The 17910-nt window shown below is 69.9% G+C and carries 16 protein-coding genes and 1 pseudogene; 5 read left to right on the top strand and 12 right to left on the bottom strand.

All coding sequences use genetic code 11. From position 1 onward, the window contains the following. Position 1 precedes the first annotated feature (1 nt). From E5671_RS32815 to E5671_RS32800, 4 genes are all read left to right on the top strand, one after another. A complete protein-coding gene (locus E5671_RS32815) occupies positions 2–838 on the top strand; it encodes an ABC transporter ATP-binding protein (protein ID WP_160507482.1) in 837 nt (278 codons plus the stop codon). Then, positions 820–1986, top strand: a complete 1167-nt coding sequence (locus E5671_RS32810; protein WP_160507481.1) for a hypothetical protein — start codon at positions 820–822, stop codon at positions 1984–1986. Before E5671_RS32815 ends, E5671_RS32810 begins: the two co-directional genes overlap by 19 nt. 132 nt (positions 1987–2118) lie before the next feature. Further along, the gene (locus tag E5671_RS32805; protein WP_160507480.1) at positions 2119–2523 is read left to right on the top strand and encodes a VOC family protein; all 405 of its coding nucleotides are present in this window, start codon (positions 2119–2121) and stop codon (positions 2521–2523) included. A gap of 36 nt (positions 2524–2559) precedes the next feature. Then, entirely contained in the window at positions 2560–3714 is a 1155-nt protein-coding gene (locus E5671_RS32800; RefSeq protein WP_160507479.1) for an LOG family protein, read from the top strand. Between the two features lie 323 nt (positions 3715–4037). On the opposite strand, the gene E5671_RS32795 is transcribed toward E5671_RS32800, so the two are convergent. From E5671_RS32795 to rpsB, 11 genes are all read right to left on the bottom strand, one after another. Continuing rightward, positions 4038–4829 carry a maleylpyruvate isomerase family mycothiol-dependent enzyme gene (locus tag E5671_RS32795; RefSeq protein ID WP_160507478.1) on the bottom strand — a complete coding sequence of 264 codons (792 nt, stop codon included), beginning with the start codon at positions 4827–4829 and terminating at the stop codon, positions 4038–4040. 94 nt (positions 4830–4923) lie between these two features. Next, positions 4924–6003: an ABC transporter ATP-binding protein gene (locus E5671_RS32790; RefSeq protein WP_160507477.1), complete on the bottom strand. Its 1080-nt coding sequence runs from the start codon at positions 6001–6003 to the stop codon at positions 4924–4926. A gap of 41 nt (positions 6004–6044) precedes the next feature. Continuing rightward, positions 6045–7655 carry an ABC transporter permease gene (locus E5671_RS32785; protein WP_160507476.1) on the bottom strand — a complete coding sequence of 537 codons (1611 nt, stop codon included), beginning with the start codon at positions 7653–7655 and terminating at the stop codon, positions 6045–6047. 95 nt (positions 7656–7750) lie between these two features. Then, a complete protein-coding gene (locus E5671_RS32780) occupies positions 7751–8839 on the bottom strand; it encodes a thiamine ABC transporter substrate-binding protein (RefSeq protein WP_160507475.1) in 1089 nt (362 codons plus the stop codon). Positions 8840–9107: 268 nt separating this feature from the next. Continuing rightward, a complete protein-coding gene (gene rlmN / locus E5671_RS32775; protein ID WP_160507474.1) occupies positions 9108–10214 on the bottom strand; it encodes a 23S rRNA (adenine(2503)-C(2))-methyltransferase RlmN in 1107 nt (368 codons plus the stop codon). A gap of 37 nt (positions 10215–10251) precedes the next feature. Then, positions 10252–11100, bottom strand: coding sequence for an alpha/beta fold hydrolase (locus tag E5671_RS32770; RefSeq protein WP_202121350.1), 849 nt, complete (start codon positions 11098–11100; stop codon positions 10252–10254). 269 nt (positions 11101–11369) lie between these two features. After that, positions 11370–12443: a phosphatidate cytidylyltransferase gene (locus E5671_RS32765; protein WP_160507472.1), complete on the bottom strand. Its 1074-nt coding sequence runs from the start codon at positions 12441–12443 to the stop codon at positions 11370–11372. 34 nt (positions 12444–12477) lie between these two features. After that, positions 12478–13035: a ribosome recycling factor gene (frr, locus tag E5671_RS32760; RefSeq protein ID WP_160507471.1), complete on the bottom strand. Its 558-nt coding sequence runs from the start codon at positions 13033–13035 to the stop codon at positions 12478–12480. A gap of 160 nt (positions 13036–13195) precedes the next feature. Continuing rightward, complete coding sequence (gene pyrH, locus E5671_RS32755; RefSeq protein ID WP_160507470.1) at positions 13196–13957, bottom strand: UMP kinase; 762 nt, start codon at positions 13955–13957, stop codon at positions 13196–13198. 186 nt (positions 13958–14143) lie between these two features. Further along, entirely contained in the window at positions 14144–14980 is an 837-nt protein-coding gene (gene tsf, locus E5671_RS32750; RefSeq protein WP_160507469.1) for a translation elongation factor Ts, read from the bottom strand. 93 nt (positions 14981–15073) lie between these two features. Continuing rightward, positions 15074–16000, bottom strand: a complete 927-nt coding sequence (rpsB, locus tag E5671_RS32745; protein WP_160507468.1) for a 30S ribosomal protein S2 — start codon at positions 15998–16000, stop codon at positions 15074–15076. A gap of 290 nt (positions 16001–16290) precedes the next feature. On the opposite strand from rpsB, the pseudogene E5671_RS46510 reads away from it, so the two are divergent. Next, positions 16291–16839: pseudogene (locus tag E5671_RS46510) on the top strand (peptidoglycan DD-metalloendopeptidase family protein); the annotation flags it as partial. Between the two features lie 391 nt (positions 16840–17230). Here the strand turns inward: E5671_RS46510 and E5671_RS32735 are convergent. Then, positions 17231–17788, bottom strand: coding sequence for a TetR family transcriptional regulator (locus E5671_RS32735; RefSeq protein ID WP_160510552.1), 558 nt, complete (start codon positions 17786–17788; stop codon positions 17231–17233). Positions 17789–17910 lie beyond the last annotated feature (122 nt).

The raw sequence follows: 17910 nt of genomic DNA, 5'->3' as shown, positions 1-17910 counted from the left end.
GATGGTGGCCCCGCCGGACAACGACGTGCTGTGGGCACGTGCCCTCCACGTCACACACAACGGCTCTCCCGCGCTCACCGGCGTATCGCTCGGTGTCCGCGAGGGCGAGATCCTCGCCGTCACCGGCCCGCGCGGCAGCGGCAAAACGACTCTCCTGCGCTGTCTCTCCGGCCAGCTCCTGCCCCAGGAGGGCGAGGTCTGGTTCAACAGCGCGCCGGTGCACACGATGGGCCCGGTGGTCCGCGAACGTCTGCGCCGCGACCGCTTCGGCTGGATCGACCCGGAGCCGCACCTCGTGCCCGAGCTCACGGCCTGGGAGAACGTCGCGATGCCGCTGATGCTGCGCGGCGCCTCGCACCGCGTCTCCAAGACCACGGCCCAGGAGTGGCTGGAGCGCCTCGACATCGGTGACTGCGCCCGCAAGCGGCCGCACGCGCTGCTCCAGGCCCAGCGCCAGCGCATCGCCATCGCCCGCGCCCTGGTCACGATGCCGTCCGTGATCTTCGCCGACGAGCCGACCGCGCCGCTGCACCGCGCCGACCGCGCCCACGTCCTGCGCACGCTGACGACCGCGGCCCGCTCGCACGGCATCACGGTCGTCCTCGCCACGCATGACGCGGAGGTCGCCGCCCTCGCCGACCGGACGGTCACGCTGCTCGACGGGCGGCGCGTGAACACGGTGCACCTGCCGGGGCCGGGCGAGCTCGCGGCGGAGGTCGGCGGCTCGGATGAGGGCGGCGCCCCCGCCACTGCCCCCGCCGAGGGCTCCGGCACCTCGGCCGCCGAGGGCGATTCCGACGACGCGGAAGGCCGGGCCGCGTGCTCGCTCTCCGTCTAGCCCGCGGGGCGCATCCCCTGGTCCAGCTGCGCAGGCTGCTCGTCGCCGCGGCATCGGCCGGCACCGGCTTCCTGCTCCTTTGCACGCTGGGGTACGCGATGGGCCACCCGGAGGCGTCCGGCGGGGCCCTGCTGCGGCTCGCCTGGTGCGTCGCGCCGATCGCCGCCACCGTGTACTTCGCCGTCACCGTCGCGCGCACCGACCCCGCGACCCGGCCGCGCTCCGGGCTCTCCGCGGTGGGGCTCGGTCCGGCCAGGCTCACCGTGCTCGCCACGATCTCCACGGCCGTGGCGTGCACGCTCGGCTCGATGGTCGCGCTCCTGTTCTTCCTGCACCTGCGCGGCGATCTGACGGGCCTGCCGTTCGACGGCGCCGCGGCCGAACTGCTCGCCGCCGGGCAGCCGTTGCCCCTCGCCGCGGCGCTCACCCTGCTCGCCCTGGTCCCGCTGACGGCCTCCGCGGCCAGCGCGGCCGTACTGCGGCCCCGGACCGCGAAGTCCGGCGGCAAGCAGGAAGAACCGGCGGACCCGAACGCCCCGGCCGCCCCGCCGAGCGGCCTTCCCTGGGGGGTCGCGCTCCTCGCGGCGGGCCTCGCCGTCGAGACGTACGCGAGCCGCTCCCCCGGCGCTTCGGATCTGAGGATGCCGGGCGGCCTGACCGGAAGCCCCGCGGGTGTGCTCGCCGGGTGGGCGCTCACGGCGCTCGGTCTCGCTCTCGCGGGGCCCGGCCTCACGCATCTGTGCGGGCGCATCCTCCAGGCGGCCAGGCCCGGCGCGATGCGGCTCCTGGCCGGGCGTGGGCTGCAGGAGGAGGCCCGGCGGATCGGGCGGCCGCTCGGGGTGCTCTGCGTGGTGGCCTCCGGGGCGTACGCGGCGCTCACGCTCTACTCCGGTGCCCGGCCCGACGTCGGCCCGCTGACCACGCTCGGCTCGCTGCTCGTCGCGGGCTGCGCGGTCCTCACGCTGGCCACGGCTGCGATCGAGGCCAAGCACGCGCGCTCGGAGACGACGTCGGCGCTGCTCAAGATCGGGGCTCCGGCATCGTTGCTGCGCGGCACCGCCGCGCTGCGGGCAGGCGTGCTCGCGGCCGTGTTCGGGCCGCTGACCTGGGTGGTCGCGGAGCTGGCTGCACTGCCGCTCGTGGGCTGAGGAGCCCTCATCGAAGGCGCGGGAAAAAAGATCCGCGCCGGGCGATGAGTTCTGCGTCGAACGTTCGTCTACCCCTCCGTAAGACACGGAACGCACGCGCCACGCAGAACTCACCGCAACGGGAGACACCTCATGTACCAGCAGATGATCTTCGTGAACCTCGCCGTGAACGACGTCGACAGCTCGAAGAAGTTCTTCACGGAGCTCGGCTACACGATCAACCCCCAGTTCACGACGGACGACTGCGCCTGCGTCGTGATCAGCGACACGATCGTCGCGATGCTGCTGAGCAAGCCGCGCTACCAGGACTTCACGACGAAGCGGATCGCGGACTCGACGACGACCAGCGAGACGCTGCTCTGTCTGAGCGCCGAGAGCCGCGAGAAGGTCGACGAGCTGGTGGACAAGGCCGTGGCGGCGGGTGGCACGGCGGGCAAGACGCAGGACTTCGGCATGATGTACGGCCGCGCCTTCGACGACCTGGACGGCCACACCTGGGAAATCATGTGGATGGACGAGTCCGAGGTCCAGGGCTGAGGACGGCGCCTTGCACGGCCTGCTTAGCATGGGCGGATGCAGCCGACTCCCGAACCCGCATCCGCCCCCAGGCCCTCGCCCCGACTCCCGGGCGGCGACCGCGAGATCGAGTCGCTCGCCGAGTTCGACGAGATCGCCGCGGGCGGCTCCCTCGCCGGGTGCCGCGTCCAGGCCATAGACCTGATGGCGCGTACGACCGCGTTGACGGCGTGCGACGCCACGGGCGCGGTCTTCCTCGGCTGCCTGATGGAGCCGAGCGCGGCGGACGCGATGCGGGCCGCCGGAGCGCTGGTGTTCCCGCCCGTCCCCGGCCTGCCGTTCGACCCGTACCGCGGTCTTCTCCACACGCCGGAAGAACTCTTCGCGGGACTCTCCGAGGGTGGGTACGAGGCGACTCCTGACGCCCGTGCGTACGAGTGGTTCCAGGAGACCAAGGCCGACGGCGACGTCTTCTCCTCGATGCTCCGCGCGATCCACGACGACGCGATCTCGGACGCCCTCGCCGAACTGCTCGTCAGCGCGCGGGTGGTGGGCGTGATGGGCGGCCACGCGATGGCCCGCGGCACGACGGCGTACGAGGGCGCCGCGCGGCTCGGCCGCTCGCTCGCCCGCGCCGGGTTCACGGTCGCCACCGGCGGCGGCCCCGGCGCGATGGAGGCCGCGAACCTGGGCGCGTACGCGTCCGTCTTCCGCGACGAGATGCTGGACGAGGCGCTCGAACTCCTCGCCAAGGCACCGTCGTTCACGCCTTCGGTCACCGAGTGGGCGCGGGCGGCCTTCCACGTGCGCGAGCGCTGGCCGTCCGGCGGCGCGTCGGTGGGCATCCCCACGTGGTTCTACGGCCACGAGCCGCCGAACGCCTTCGCCACGCACCTGGCCAAGTACTTCGCCAACGCCACCCGCGAGGACGGCCTCCTCGCCCGCTCGAACGCGGGCGTGATCTTCCTCCCCGGCGCCGCGGGCACACTCCAGGAGATCTTCGACGCGGCAACCCCGAACTACTACGAATCCCGCGGCGAACCGGCCCCCATGATCCTGGTGGACCACGACCACTGGACGAAACGCCTCCCGGCATGGCCGCTGCTGCAGGCGCTGGCACGGGGGCGCTCGATGGAGTCACGGATCGCGTTGGTGGACGGGGTGGAGGAGGCCCCGGACGCGCTGCGAGGCTTCAGCCCGTCCGGCGTTTGAGGACGAACTCGGCGAAGCCGGTGACGACAGCAACCAAGGCCCCCGCACACCGGCACCCCACCCACCCCGCGAAAGCTCCAGCCCACCCGGCGAAGGCTCCAGCCCGTCCGGCGCCTGAGGACGAACTCGGCGAAGCCGGTGACGACAGCAACCAAGACCCCCGCACACCGGCACCCCACCCACCCCGCGAAAGCTCCAGCCCACCCGGCGAAGGCTCCAGCCCGTCCGGCGCCTGAGGACGAACTCGGCGAAGCCGGTGATGACGGCCACCAAGGCCCCCGCGCCAGAGCGGGTTTTCGGGAAGGGGCGGGGTTGGGGACTAATCACCCAAACGAGGCCCGCTCCAGCCAGAACTCCAGCAACCCCCGCTCCCCCAACACCTCCACGGCCCCGCTGTCGAGGGACCGCCGTCGGTAGAAGGCCAGCAGCACCTCAGTAAGCGGCCCCCGCAAAGCAACCGTGGCCTTCTCATGCCCCCGCCGCCACACGAACCCATCCTCACCGAACTCAATGACCCACTCGGCATTCAGCCCCGCAGGCGCATCCGTCGCATGCAAATGGATACTGCGCCCCGCCCCCCTCAACTCGGCGGCACTGTCCCCCGGATCAGACCGCTGCACATACCGCACGATCTCCAGCCACTCATCAATCGCATCGGCGGCGACATCCGGCGCGATCTCATACGCGACCCCCGCGGCAATCGCCGCGTCCGCACGGTGAATGGCCACCTCATGCGTCATACGCCGCGCCCAGAACCCGGCGTTCCGCGGTTCGGCCCAGGTCCACACCGGGGTATCGGCGCGCGCGGCGGAGAACGTCTTGCCGGCCAGCTCGGCGGTCTCGGCCAGCCAGGCGTCGAGGACGGCGGGATCGTCGCCCTCGGGCCCGCGGATCCCCGGCACCTCCTCCTCCACAATGTCCCCCGTGGCCCGCGTGCCCACCAGCCGCTCGGCCCAACGCACTGCGCCGCCCACATGCCGGGCGAGGTACCCGAGCGTCCACTCCGGACACGTCGGCACGGTGGCCGACAGGTCCGCCCCGGCCAGCGTTTCCCTCAAGAGGCCCAGCTGGACCGCGACTTCGGCGCGGTGGCGGTCGTACTCCAATGTCGTCATGGGCGGAACCCTAGGCAGATCCCCAGGGCAAGGCACCTCAATAAAGCCGCAACCCCCATCACCCGTAGCCCACGTCAGCCCACGTCAGCCCACGTCAGCCCAGAATCACGACATCCCCCGCATCAAACGCGACCCCCACCGTCTCCCCCACCCCAGGCGCGTCCCGCAACGCACAGGCCGCCTCAAGACGCGGCCCCACCCGAGGCTCCAGATGAACGGCGACATGCGTACCCCGGAAGGTCCGCGCCGTCACCGCGCACGGCAGCCCCTCGTCGGCGGGAACGAGCCGCACCCCGGCCGGCCGCACAAGGAGGCGGCACCGCCCGTCCGCCGCACCCGCGCCCCCAGCACCCTCCGGCACCGGAACCTTGCCCCAGACGGTATCGGCCACGTCACCCGCCACCGTCGCGTCGACGACGTTGTCGAAGCCGAGGAACCGCGCCACGAACTCGTCCGCCGGATGCCGCCAGACCTCAAGTGGCGTACCGGACTGGGCGATCCGCCCGTCCCGCATCACCACGACCCGGTCCGCGAGCGCGAACGCCTCGCCCTGGTCGTGCGTGACCGCGAGGACCGTCGTGCCCAACTCGTCGAAGAGTTCACGGAGTTCGACGACAAGGCGCTCCCGCAGCGAACGGTCGAGCTGCCCGAGCGGTTCGTCCAGCATGAGCAGGCGCGGCCTCGGCGCGAGCGCACGCGCGAGGGCGACCCGCTGCTGCTCCCCGCCCGAGAGCGAGGCGACGGCCCGGCGCTGCGCACCCGGCAGCCCCACCAGTTCGAGCAACTCGGCCACCCGGTTGGCCTGTTCACCGCGCGAAGCGCCGTGCATCCGCAACCCGAAGGCGACGTTGCCGGCCACATCGCGCTGCGGGAACAGCTGATGGTCCTGGAACATCAAGCCGACCCCACGCTTGTGCGCGGGCACACCACGCTGGTCCTTCCCGCCCAGCAGGACCTGCCCGCCGTCGAGCTCCTGGAGCCCGGCGACCACGCGCAGCAGCGTCGACTTGCCGCTGCCGCTCGGGCCGAGCACGCACACGATCTCGTGCGCCGCGACCTCCAGAGCGACACCGTCGAGGACGGCACGCGCCCCGAACCGCACGGTCGCGTCCGCCAACGTCAGCAGGCTCACACCTGCACTCCCACCGGCACCCACATCCACACCTGCACCCATACCTGCACCCATACCTGCACCCACACCTGCACCCACACCCATCAGAACTCCCCTGTCGTGCGGTCGGTACGGAGCCGTTCGAGCAGCAGCAGCGACACCGCGCACACCACCATCAAGATCGTCGAAAGTGCCATCGCCTGGCCGTAGTTGAGCTCCCCGGCCCGCCCAAGGAGCCGCGCCACGGCGACCGGAAGCGTCGGGTTGTCCGGCCGCGCGATGAACACGGTCGCGCCGAACTCGCCCAGGGACACGGCGAAGGCGAACCCGGCGGCGATCAGCAGCGCCCGCCGCACCATCGGCAGGTCGACCTCACGCCACGCCCGCATCGGCGACGCCCCGAGCACGGCGGCCGCCTCGCGCAGGCGTCCGTCCACCGCGCGCAGGACGGGAAGCATGGTGCGTACGACGAAGGGCACGCCCACCAGGGCCTGCGCGAGCGGCACCAGAATCCACGTCGAGCGCAGGTCGAGCGGCGGCTTGTCCAGCGTGATCAGGAACCCGAAGCCGACCGTCACCGCGGACACCCCGAGCGGCAGCATCAACAGCGCGTCGAAGCCGCGCACCAGGCGACCTGCCTTCCGGGTGAGGGCCGCGGCGGCGAGCCCGCCGATCACCAGGGCGATGGCGGTGGCGGCGAGCGCGTACTGGAGCGAATTCCAGACCGCCTCGATCGGCGGGACGAGGAAGGCCCCGCCCTCCGCCGATGTCAGCTCCCTGTAGTAGGTGAAGCCGTAGCCGTCGGGGCCGCTCAGCGACCGCTCGATCAGCACTCCGAGCGGCAGCAGTATCAGCACGGCGACCGTCAGCAGGACCCCGCCGAACAGGCTCCACTGCCCCACGCCGCGTGGCCGCCGTGCGACCGCGGAGGCATCGACCAGCCTCAGCGCGGTCTCCCGCCTGCGCACGGTCCACGCGTGCACGGCGAGGATCACGCCGACCGCCGCGAACTGCACGATCGTCAGGACCGCGGCCGTCGGCAGGTCGAGGAGCTGGGCGGTCTGCCGGTAGATCTCGACTTCGAGCGTCGAGTACGCGGGTCCGCCGAGGATCTGCACGACACCGAAGGAGGTGAACGTAAACAGAAAGACCATCAGTGCGGCCGCCGCGACCGCGGGGCCGAGCGCGGGCAGCGTCACCGTCCGCCAGGCGGTCCACCGCGAGGCGCCGAGCATCCGCGCGGCCTCTTCCTGGCGCGGGTCGAGCTGCGACCAGAGCCCGCCGACGGTCCGTACGACGACGGCGTAGTTGAAGAAGACGTGCGCGAGCAGGATCGCCCACACGGTCGTGTCGAGCCGCACGCCCCACATGTCGTCGAGCAGCCCGCCGCGGCCGAGCAGCGCGAGGAACGCCGTCCCGACGACGACCGTCGGCAGCACGAACGGCACGGTCGCGACGGCCCGCAAGACCTGCTTGCCCCTGAACTCGAAGCGCGCGAAGACGTACGCGCCGGGGAGCGCGATGAGCAGCGTGAGCGCGGTCGACGCGAGCGCCTGCCAGGTGGTGAACCACAGCACGTGCCGGACGTCGGACTGCCCGACGACGTCCGCGATCCGTCCGAACTGCCACTGCCCGCCCACCTTCAGGCCGCGCGCGACGATCGCGGCGACCGGATAGGCGAAGAAGACCGCGAAGAACGCGACGGGCACGGCCATCAGGCCGAGCCGCGCCGCACTCCCGCGCGAGAGCCCCGTACGAGACTTTCGTCCTGTACGGAACTTTCGCCTCGTACGGGACTTTCGGGGCCCCTTTACTTCAGTACGAGCGAGGTCCACGACTTGACCCACTGCTCGCGGTTGTCGGCGATCTTCTTCGGATCCATGGTCTCCGGATTGTCGACCTTCACACCGTGCTCGACGAACAGCTCGGGCAGCTCGGCCTTCTCCCGCACAGGGTTCACGAACATGTTCAGCGGCATGTCGTTCTGGAACTTGTCACTGATCAGGAAGTCGAGGAGCGCCTTGCCGCCCTTCTCGTTCTTGGCGTTGCTGAGCAGCCCCGCGTACTCGACCTGCCGGAAGCAGGTGCCGGTCGCGACGCCGGTCGGCGCCTCCTCGGGCTGCGGCTTTGCGTAGAGCACCTCGACGGGCGGCGAGGAGGCGTAGGAGACGACGAGCGGCCGGTCGCCCTTGGCCTTCTTGCCGCCCGCGGAGCCGGAGAACTCCTCGTTGTAGGCCTGCTCCCAGCCGTCGACGACCTTGACGCCGTTGTCCTTGAGCTTCTTCCAGTAGCCCTGCCAGCCGTCGTCTCCGTACTGGGCGGCGGTGCCGAGCAGGAACCCGAGGCCGGGAGACGAGGTCGAAGCGTTCTCGGTGACCAGCAGGTCCTTGTACGCGGGCTTGGTCAGATCCGCGAAGGACTTCGGCGGCGCCAGCTTCTTGTCGGCGAAGTACTTCTTGTCGTAGTTGACGCAGATGTCGCCGCTGTCGACAGGCGTAACGCGGTGCTTCCCTTGATCAACGCGGAACTGCGACGCGATCTGGTCCGAGCCCTTGGCCTCGTACGACTGGAAGAGCCCGTTGTCGAGCGCACGCGAAAGAAGCGTGTTGTCGACGCCGAAGAAGACGTCGCCCTGCGGGTTGTCCTTCGACAGGATCGCCTTGTTCACGGCGGCGCCGGCGTCCCCGTCCTTGAGGACATTGACCTTATAACCGGAGCTCTTCTCGAACGCCTTCAGTACGTCCTTGGAGACGTTGAAGGAGTCATGGCTGACAAGCGTGACGCTCTTGGCGTCGTCGCCCTTGTCACCGCTGTCCGACGAGCCGCCGCACGCGGAGAGCGCGACGAGCCCGAGGGCGACCGCGACCGCGGTGACGGTGATCTTCTTGGTGGTGCTCACTGAGTTCAACTGAGTTCATTCCTCCTGGAGTGACCAGGAAGAGACGCGGCCCTGCCCGCGGACCGGAAGGGGCCACGGGCAGGGCGCAACAGCTTGAGTGATGACCGAACTTCCTACCCGGAATGACCCGGGCAAGGTTCAGAGGGTCTGCGGCCAACCTGTCCTTGGCTGCCGCACTCTCAGCGCTGTGGCGCTCCCCTGTCGGAATATGAAGATGCGTTCCGGCTATGAAGTTGTGCTTCGGCTATGAGGTTGTGTTTCGGCCAGCCTAACGCTCGGACGCGGCGAGCTGACCGCACGCCCCGTCGATCTCCTGGCCGCGGGTGTCACGAACCGTGACAGGCACCCCATGAGCGGCGATGGCATCCACGAAGGCCTTCTCGTCCTCCGGCCGCGATGCCGTCCACTTCGAGCCCGGCGTCGGGTTCAGTGGGATCAGGTTCACGTGCACGGGCTTGTTCTTGAGCAGCCGCCCGAGCCGGTCACCGCGCCACGCGTGGTCGTTGATGTCCCGGATCAGCGCGTACTCGATGGAAAGCCGGCGCCCGGACTTGGCCGCGTACTCCCAGCCGGCATCCAGCACCTCCCGCACGTTCCACCGCGTATTGACGGGTACGAGGGTGTCGCGGAGCTCGTCGTCGGGCGCGTGCAGCGAGATGGCGAGGCGGCACTTGAAGCCCTCGTCGGCGAACCGGTGGATAGCGGGCACCAGGCCCACGGTCGACACGGTGATGCCACGCTGCGAGAGCCCCACACCGTCCGGCTCGGGATCGGTCAGCCTGCGGATCGCCCCGGTCACCCGGTTGTAGTTGGCGAGCGGTTCACCCATCCCCATAAAAACAATGTTGGAGAGCCGGGCAGGCCCACCCGGGATCTCCCCGTCCCGCAGGGCCCGCATCCCGTCCACGATCTGGTGCACGATCTCGGCGGTCGACAGATTCCGGTCGAGACCGGCCTGCCCGGTGGCACAGAACGGGCAGTTCATCCCGCACCCGGCCTGCGAGGAGATGCACATCGTCACGCGGTCCGGATAGCGCATGAGCACGGACTCGACGAGCGTCCCGTCGAAGAGCCGCCACAGCGTCTTGCGCGTGGTGTCGTCGTCACAGCTGATGTGCCGCACCACGGACATCAGCTCGGGAAGCAGCGCCTCCTGAAGCTTCCCGCGGGACCCGGCAGGAATGTCGGTCCACTGCTCCGGGTCGTGCGCGTACCGCGCGAAGTAGTGCTGCGAGAGCTGCTTGGCGCGAAACGGTTTCTCGCCAGCGGCGGCGACGGCTTCCTTGCGCTCGGCGGGCGTGAGGTCGGCGAGATGCCGCGGCGGCTTCTTGGCTCCGCGGGGCGCGACGAAGGTGAGTTCTCCGGGTACAGGCATGGTTCTTCCAGTGTCGCAGACGACGGGAGCCGTCGGCTCAGGCGGCGACTGAAGCGCTCAGGAACTCCCGGACCAGAGGGACCACCTCGGCCAGGTGCGTTTCGAGCAGCCAGTGTCCGCCGTTGAGCAGGTGCAATTCGGCACTGGGGAGGTCGCGGTGGTAGGCGCGGGCGGCGGCTTCGGGCATGTAGCCGTCGTGCGGGCCCCACAGGATCAGGGTCGGCGGCTGGTGTTCGCGCAGGTATGACTGTTGTCGGGAGAACCAGGCCAGCGTGCTGGGCTGGTCCTCCAGGAGCCGGACGAGGTTCGCCACCCGGGCAGGATCGGACATCAGGGACCAGTGCAGGGTCCACAGGTCCGGAGGAACGCGGTCGGCCACCTCTGCCGGGAGCTCGCCGACGAACTCGTCGCGGAATCCGTCGAGGCTCACGTGCTGGGCGATGCCTCGCCGCGACTCCGGTCCGGGATTGGTCCAGAACTTCCGCAGGCCGTCGTACTTCGGTCCGAACTCGTCCTCGTAGATGTCGCCGTTCTGGATGATCAGGCCCGCCACCCGTGCGGGCTCGCGCATCGCGAGCCGGAGCCCGAACTGCGACCCGTAGTCGTGCAGCCAGATGACGTACCGGTCCAGTCTCATCGCCTGGGTGAAATCGAACAGGAAGTCCGCGTAGGCGTCGAAGGTGTAGTCGAAATCGTCCGGTGAAGGCGTCCCGCTGTAGCCGAAGCCGGGTAGGTCGGGGGCGATCAGGCGCCACCGGTCCGCGAGGGCGGTCAGCAGGTGCCGGTAGACGAAGGACGACCCGGGATAGCCGTGTGGAAGCAGCAGCACCGGGGCGTCGGGGTTTCCCGCCTCGCGGTAGAAGATCTCGATGCCATCGACGTCCACGGTGCGATGCGAAGTGGGTCCGAGTCCGAGTCCAGAGGTGGGTCCGAGTCCAGAAGTGGGTCCGAGTCCAAACGACACAGGATCCTTCCTTTCGGAATCGTCCGGATGATGTGCTCGGGGAGCCTCACCCGCGCCGGCGGATCTCAAACCGGGCTCCAACCGGCTCAGACCGGCTCAGACCGGCTCAGACCGGGGTTCGGTAGGCAGGAACGACGAAGAGGGGCTCGCCGTCCTGTGGACGGCGAGCCCCTCACGTACAAAAGTGCGGGTCAGCCGGACCCCACGAAAATGACAAGCAGCAGCCACACCACCGGCGCCGTCGGCAGCAGCGAGTCGAGGCGGTCCATGATGCCGCCATGACCCGGCAGCAGCGTGCCCATGTCCTTGATGCCGAGGTCACGCTTGATCATCGACTCGCCCAGGTCCCCGAGCGTCGCGCTCGCGGCGACCGCGAGGCCGATGAGCAGCCCCTGCCACCACGTGCCGCCGTCGATCAGGAACTCCATGCACAGCGCGCCCGCCGCCATCGCGAACGTCACCGCACCGACCAGGCCCTCGCGGGTCTTGCCGGGGCTGATGCGCGGGGCGAGCTTGTGCTTGCCGAAGCGCCAGCCGATCGCGTACGCCCCGGTGTCGCTGACCACGGTCAGGAGCAGGAACGTGAGCACCCGCATCGAGCCGTCGTCCGCGGTGAGCATCAGCGCCACGAACGTGGCGAGGAACGGGACGTAGAACGCCGCGAAGACGCCCGCCGTGACGTCCTTCAGATAGCCCTCGGGCGGCTCGGTCATCCGCCAGACGAGCACCGCGAGCGCGGTGAGCGCCATGGCGACCCAGGCGCCCTCGGCCCCGCGGACGTACCCAGCGACGACCATCGCGGCGCCGCCCACCGCGAGAGGGACCAGCGGCGCCTTGATGCCCTTGCGCTCCTGGAGCCGCGAGGTGAGCTCCCAGAGGCCTACGACGACGGCGACCGCTATGACGCCGATGAAGACGGCCTTCACGATGAAGAGCGACGCGACGATCACCGCGCCGAGCCCCACGCCGACTCCTATGGCCGCCCCGAGATCACGGCCCGCGCTCTTCTTCTGCGGCGCTTGCGGCGCTTGTGGCCCTTGAGGCACTCGCGGCGCCTCGGGGGCGGGCTGTGATGCGCTGGGCATGGGCTCCTGGGGTACTTCAGGCATGTCAGGCACGATGGGCATGGGCTGCGTCTCTGCTGGATACAGGGCGTCATGCGCATCGTACGCGGGACCTGCCGGAGCAGCCCCTTGAGCAGGGCCCTGGTCGGGCGGCCCCCAGTACCCGGCTCTGGGAGGCGCCCCCCAGGAAGAGTCGTTCACGGATCGGATTCCTCAGTCCTCAGACTTCGAGCCCTCAGACCTCGAGCAGCTCGGCTTCCTTGTGCTTGAGCAGCTCGTCCACCTGAGTGACGTACTTCGCGGTGGTGTCGTCGAGCTCCTTCTCCGCGCGACGGCCCTCGTCCTCGCCGATGTCGCCGTCCTTGATCGCCTTGTCGATCGCTTCCTTGGCCTTGCGGCGGATGGAGCGGATCGAGATCTTGGAGTCCTCGGCCTTGGTCTTGGCGACCTTGATGTACTCCTTGCGGCGGTCCTGCGTCAGCTCGGGGAACGTCACCCGGATGATGTTTCCGTCATTGCTGGGGTTGACGCCGAGGTCGGAGTCGCGGATCGCCTGCTCGATGTTGCGCAGCGCGCTCTTGTCGAACGGGGTCACCACGGCCATCCGCGGCTCGGGCACCGAGAACGAGGCCAGCTGATTGATCGGCGTAAGGGCGCCGTAGTAGTCGGCCACGATCTTGTTGAACATCGCCGGGTGCGCACGGCCTGTGCGAATCGCGGCGAAGTCCTCCTTGGCGACCACGACGGCCTTCTCCATCTTCTCCTCGGCCTCGAGGAGGGTCTCTTCGATCACCACTTGCTCCTGCGTGTTGTGAGTGGGCTGGGGGCGCCCCCACACGGTGAAGTAGGGGGAGTCCATGGGGTGTCGGCTGCGTCGCGTCTCTTTTCCCTGCACCGTGTCCGACCGGCAGGGCTTTGTCCATCCCTCAGGGCCCTCGGGGACGTCCCCGAGATCAGGCGCGGGTGCCCTCGTCGCCCACGAGTGTGCCGATCTTCTCACCCTTGACGGCACGCGCGATATTGCCGGCGGAGAGCAACTCGAAGACCAGGATGGGCAACTTGTTGTCGCGGCACAGCGTGATCGCGGTCATGTCGGCGACCTTCAGGTCGCGGGTGATGACCTCGCCGTAGCCGAGCGCGTCGTACTTCACCGCGTCCGGGTTGGTCTTGGGGTCGGAGTCGTAGACCCCGTCGACGCCGTTCTTGCCCATGAGCAGGGCCTGGGCGTCGATCTCCAGGGCGCGCTGCGCCGCGGTCGTGTCGGTGGAGAAGTACGGCATGCCCATACCGGCGCCGAAGATGACCACACGGCCCTTCTCCAGGTGCCGGACGGCGCGCAGCGGGATGTACGGCTCCGCGACCTGGCCCATCGTGATGGCGGTCTGGACCCGGCACTCGATGCCCTCCTTCTCCAGGAAGTCCTGGAGGGCAAGGCAGTTCATGACCGTGCCGAGCATGCCCATGTAGTCCGAGCGGGCCCGGTCCATGCCGCGCTGCTGGAGCTCCGCGCCACGGAAGAAGTTGCCGCCACCGATGACGGCCGCGATCTGGGCGCCGTCACGGACGACCGCGGCGATCTCCTTGGCGATCGCGTGCACCACATCGGGGTCGACGCCAAGGCCGCCCCCGCCGGCGAATGCCTCGCCGGAGAGCTTCAGCAGGAAACGACCGGCGCCTTTGCCGTCGTCGCTGTTCGTGTCGGCCTTGGTGGTCATGGAGTTCTCGCTTCTTTTTGCTCGGCGCACATACGAAGAAGGCCATTGCCGCTGGGGTGTTGTTCGCATCCCATGCTCGGCAATGGCCTCCTCGTCAGATCCTGCGGTCGTACGTCGCGTACTGCGTGGGTACGCGGGCGACCGCTGTCGACCCTAGCGGGGTCTACCGTCGATCGCGGTACGGACTCAGATGCCGACCTTGATGCGCGAGAAGCGCTTCAGGGTGACACCGGCCTCGTCCAGAACCTTCTGGACCGACTTCTTGTTGTCGAGCGCGTACGGCTGACCGAGGAGGGTGGCCTCCTTGAAGAAGCCGTTGACGCGACCCTCGACGATCTTGGGCAGCGCGGCCTCGGGCTTGCCCTCGGCGCGGGTGGTCTCCTCGGCGACGCGGCGCTCGGACTCGACGACCTCGGCCGGAACGTCCTCACGGGAGAGGTACTTCGGCGCGAAGGCGGCGATGTGCTGCGCGATGCCCTTGGCCAGGTCGGCGTCGGCCTTGTCCAGCTCGACCAGAACACCGATCTGCGGGGGCAGGTCGGGCATGGTGCGGTGCATGTACGCGGTGACGAAGGTGCCCGAGAACTGCGCGAAGCGGTCCAGGACGATCTTCTCGCCGAGGTTGGCGTTGGCCTCGTCGACGTACGCCTGGACGGTCTTGCCGGCCTCGATCTCGGACGCGAGGAGCGCCTCGATGTCGGCGGGGGACGTCTTGGCGATGTGCGCGGCCAGCGAGTTCGCGACGGCCTGGAACTTCTCGCCCTTGGCGACGAAGTCCGTCTCGCACTTCAGCTCGACGATCACGCCGGAGGTGTTGTCGTCGGCGATGAGGGACACCACGGCGCCGTTCTCGGCGGAGCGGCCCTCGCGCTTGGCGACGCCCTTCTGGCCCTTGATGCGCAGGGCCTCGACGGCCTTGTCGACGCTGCCGTCGGCCTCGTCGAGCGCCTTCTTGCAGTCCATCATGCCGGCGCCCGTGAGCTCACGGAGCTTCTTGACGTCAGCGGCGGTGTAGTTCGCCATGATCCTGAAATTCTCTTTCGGAGGTCTGAAAGATCTACGGGTGAACGGCGGGGGCCAGCAGGCCCCCGCCGTCAACTACCGAACCTGTGAAGGTCAGGCCTGCTCGGCTTCCGCGGCGGCGGCGGGGGCGTCGGCCTGCTCGGCGTCGGCGGCCTTCTCCGTCTCGGCGGACTTCTGAACCTCGGCCTCAGCCTCGGCCTCAGCGGCCTTCGGCTCGTCGGCCTTGGGCTCGTCAGCCTTCTTCTCGCCCTCGAGCAGGTCGCGCTCCCACTCGGCGAGCGGCTCGCCGGCGGCCTTCTCGCCCGGCTTCTGGTCGCCCGTGGCGACGCCGGAACGGGCGATGAGGCCCTCGGCGACGGCGTCGGCGATCACGCGGGTGAGCAGGGTGACGGAGCGGATCGCGTCGTCGTTGCCCGGGATCTTGTAGTCGACCTCGTCGGGGTCACAGTTGGTGTCGAGGATGGCGACGACCGGGATGTTGAGCTTCCGGGCCTCGCCGACCGCGATGTGCTCCTTCTTGGTGTCCACGATCCAGACGGCGCTGGGCACCTTGGACATCTCGCGGATACCGCCGAGGGTCTTCTCCAGCTTGGCCTTCTCGCGGGAGAGGACGAGCAGCTCCTTCTTGGTGAGGCCGGACGCGGCCACATCCTCGAAGTCGATCTGCTCGAGCTCCTTCAGGCGCTGCAGGCGCTTGTAGACGGTCGAGAAGTTGGTGAGCATGCCGCCCAGCCAGCGCTGGTTCACGTAGGGCATGCCGACGCGGGTCGCCTGCTCGGCGATGGCCTCCTGCGCCTGCTTCTTCGTGCCGACGAACATGACCGTGCCGCCGTGGGCGACGGTCTCCTTGACGAACTCGTAGGCGCGGTCGATGTACGACAGCGACTGGAGCAGGTCGATGATGTAGATGCCGTTGCGCTCCGTGAAGATGAAGCGCTTCATCTTCGGGTTCCAACGACGGGTCTGGTGACCGAAGTGGACGCCGCTTTCCAGCAGCTCCCGCATCGTGACGACGGCCATGGCCGTACTCCTTGGTGTTCTCGGTTGTGCCGCGTCCGCCGGATGGCGGTCGCGCCTGACGCCCGCGATGCGCCGTGCCACAAAGGACCGAGAGGCGCTGGCACCTGGCTTTTCATGGCCTGGTGTCGGGGCGTGCGAAGTCGACCCGGTGACCCGGATCGCCACAAGAAGTGTACGGGACCCGCGAGGCAGCGGGTGACGCCGCTGTCCACAAGCGGCTGGTCATCCACAGATCCGCGCCATGATCCCTACGGACCGGCCAGGCGCGGGACGGTTCTGGCATGTCTCACATGCGAAGAAGACTGAGCCTTGCGCTGCTGACCGTGGCGCTGATCGCTGGGGTGGCGCTGCCCGCTGGCGCCGCCGGGTCCGCCGGGGAGCCGGTGCCGAAGGTGGGCGGCGCGTGGCCCGTGGGGGTGCGGCCTTCTGTCGTACGGGGCTGGGAGCCCCCGGCGACGGAGTACGGCCGGGGGCACCGGGGTGTGGACCTCGCGGCCGCGCCGGGCTCGGTGGTCCGGGCGGCCGCTGCGGGCAGGGTCTCCTTCGCGGGCCGGGTGGCGGGCCGCGGAGTGGTCGCGGTGGAGCTCACGGGCACGGGCGATCCACCCCTGCGCACGACGTACGAGCCGGTGCGGGCCACGGTCGAGAAGGGCGCCGAGGTGACGGCGGGCGAGGCGCTGGGGGTGCTGGAGCTGCCCAGGTCCCACTGCCCGAGCAGCTGTCTCCACTGGGGCCTGCTGAGGGGCGAGGCGTATCTGGACCCACTGTCGCTGTTGCCACCGTGGCTGCTGCGGCGCGGGGCGTCCCGCTTGCTGCCGGTGATCGACGTGCCGCGTCCGGGGTCAGTCGCGGCGTGGACGGGGTCGGTCGCGGCGTGGGCGGGGGTGGGCTTGGCGCGTCCAGGGCTGGGCCGGGCTCGTCCGGGGCTGGGCCTGGCACGTCCGGGGCTGGGCCTGGCACGTCCGGGGCTGGGCCTGGCACGTCCGGGGCTGGGCTTGGCGCGTCCGGGGTTGTTCCCTGCGCGTCCGGGGCTGGGCCTGGCGCGTCCCGGGTCGGGCCTGGCGCGTCCGGGGTTGTTCCCTGCGCGTCCGGGGCTGGGCCTGGCACGTCCGGGGCTGGGCTTGGCGCGTCCGGGGTTGTTCCCTGCGCGTCCGGGGTCGGGCCTGGCGCGTCCGGGGTTGGGCCTGGCGTGGACAGGCGTTGCGTTGCCGACCGCCGATATCCGGGGCCTCAGCCCCGCACACCCCTCAACGCCATGGCAACCGCCGCCTCCGTAATGGCGGCCGGCTCCTCGGCGACACCGAGCTCGATCCGCCGCACCGCGGCGTCCACGATGCCCTGCAGCAGCATCGCCGCCATCCGGGGCTGCTCGTGCCCCAGCGTCTCGAGCGCCTCGACGATGATGGCGATCAGGCCGCCGTGCGCAGCGCGGATCTTCTCCCTCGCCCCGGCGTCCAGCTCGCTGGCCGAGATGGCGACCACGGCTCGGTGCCGCCGGTCACCGACCAGGGCCAGCTGCCGCCGGACGTACGCCTCGACCTTGCCCTCGGCGGAGTCGGCGCCCTCCATCGCGGCGGAGACCTCGGCGGCCCAGACGGGGAAGTCGACCTCGCACAGCTCCTCCACGACCGCGGCACGCGACCGGAAGTACTCGTACACGGACGACCGTGCGAGCCCCGTGCGTTCAGCGAGGGCGGGGAAGGTCAACGCTTCCGTACCGCCCTCGGACAGCAGGGACCGCGCAGCGTCCAGCAGGGCGCCGCGCTGCATCGACCGGTGCTCGGCCACAGAGGCCGCTCGAATCCTTGGCACGCCCTCCACTCTACGGACGTGACCGCCAGGACGGGAGTCGATCCGCCCCGGAGAAACCCACACCCGGACCGCACGGCGCACGCCTGGGGCAGGGACGA

This window comes from Streptomyces sp. BA2 (assembly GCF_009769735.1).
Lineage (GTDB): Bacteria > Actinomycetota > Actinomycetes > Streptomycetales > Streptomycetaceae > Streptomyces.
This window is presented reverse-complemented; position numbering and strand designations above follow the sequence as displayed.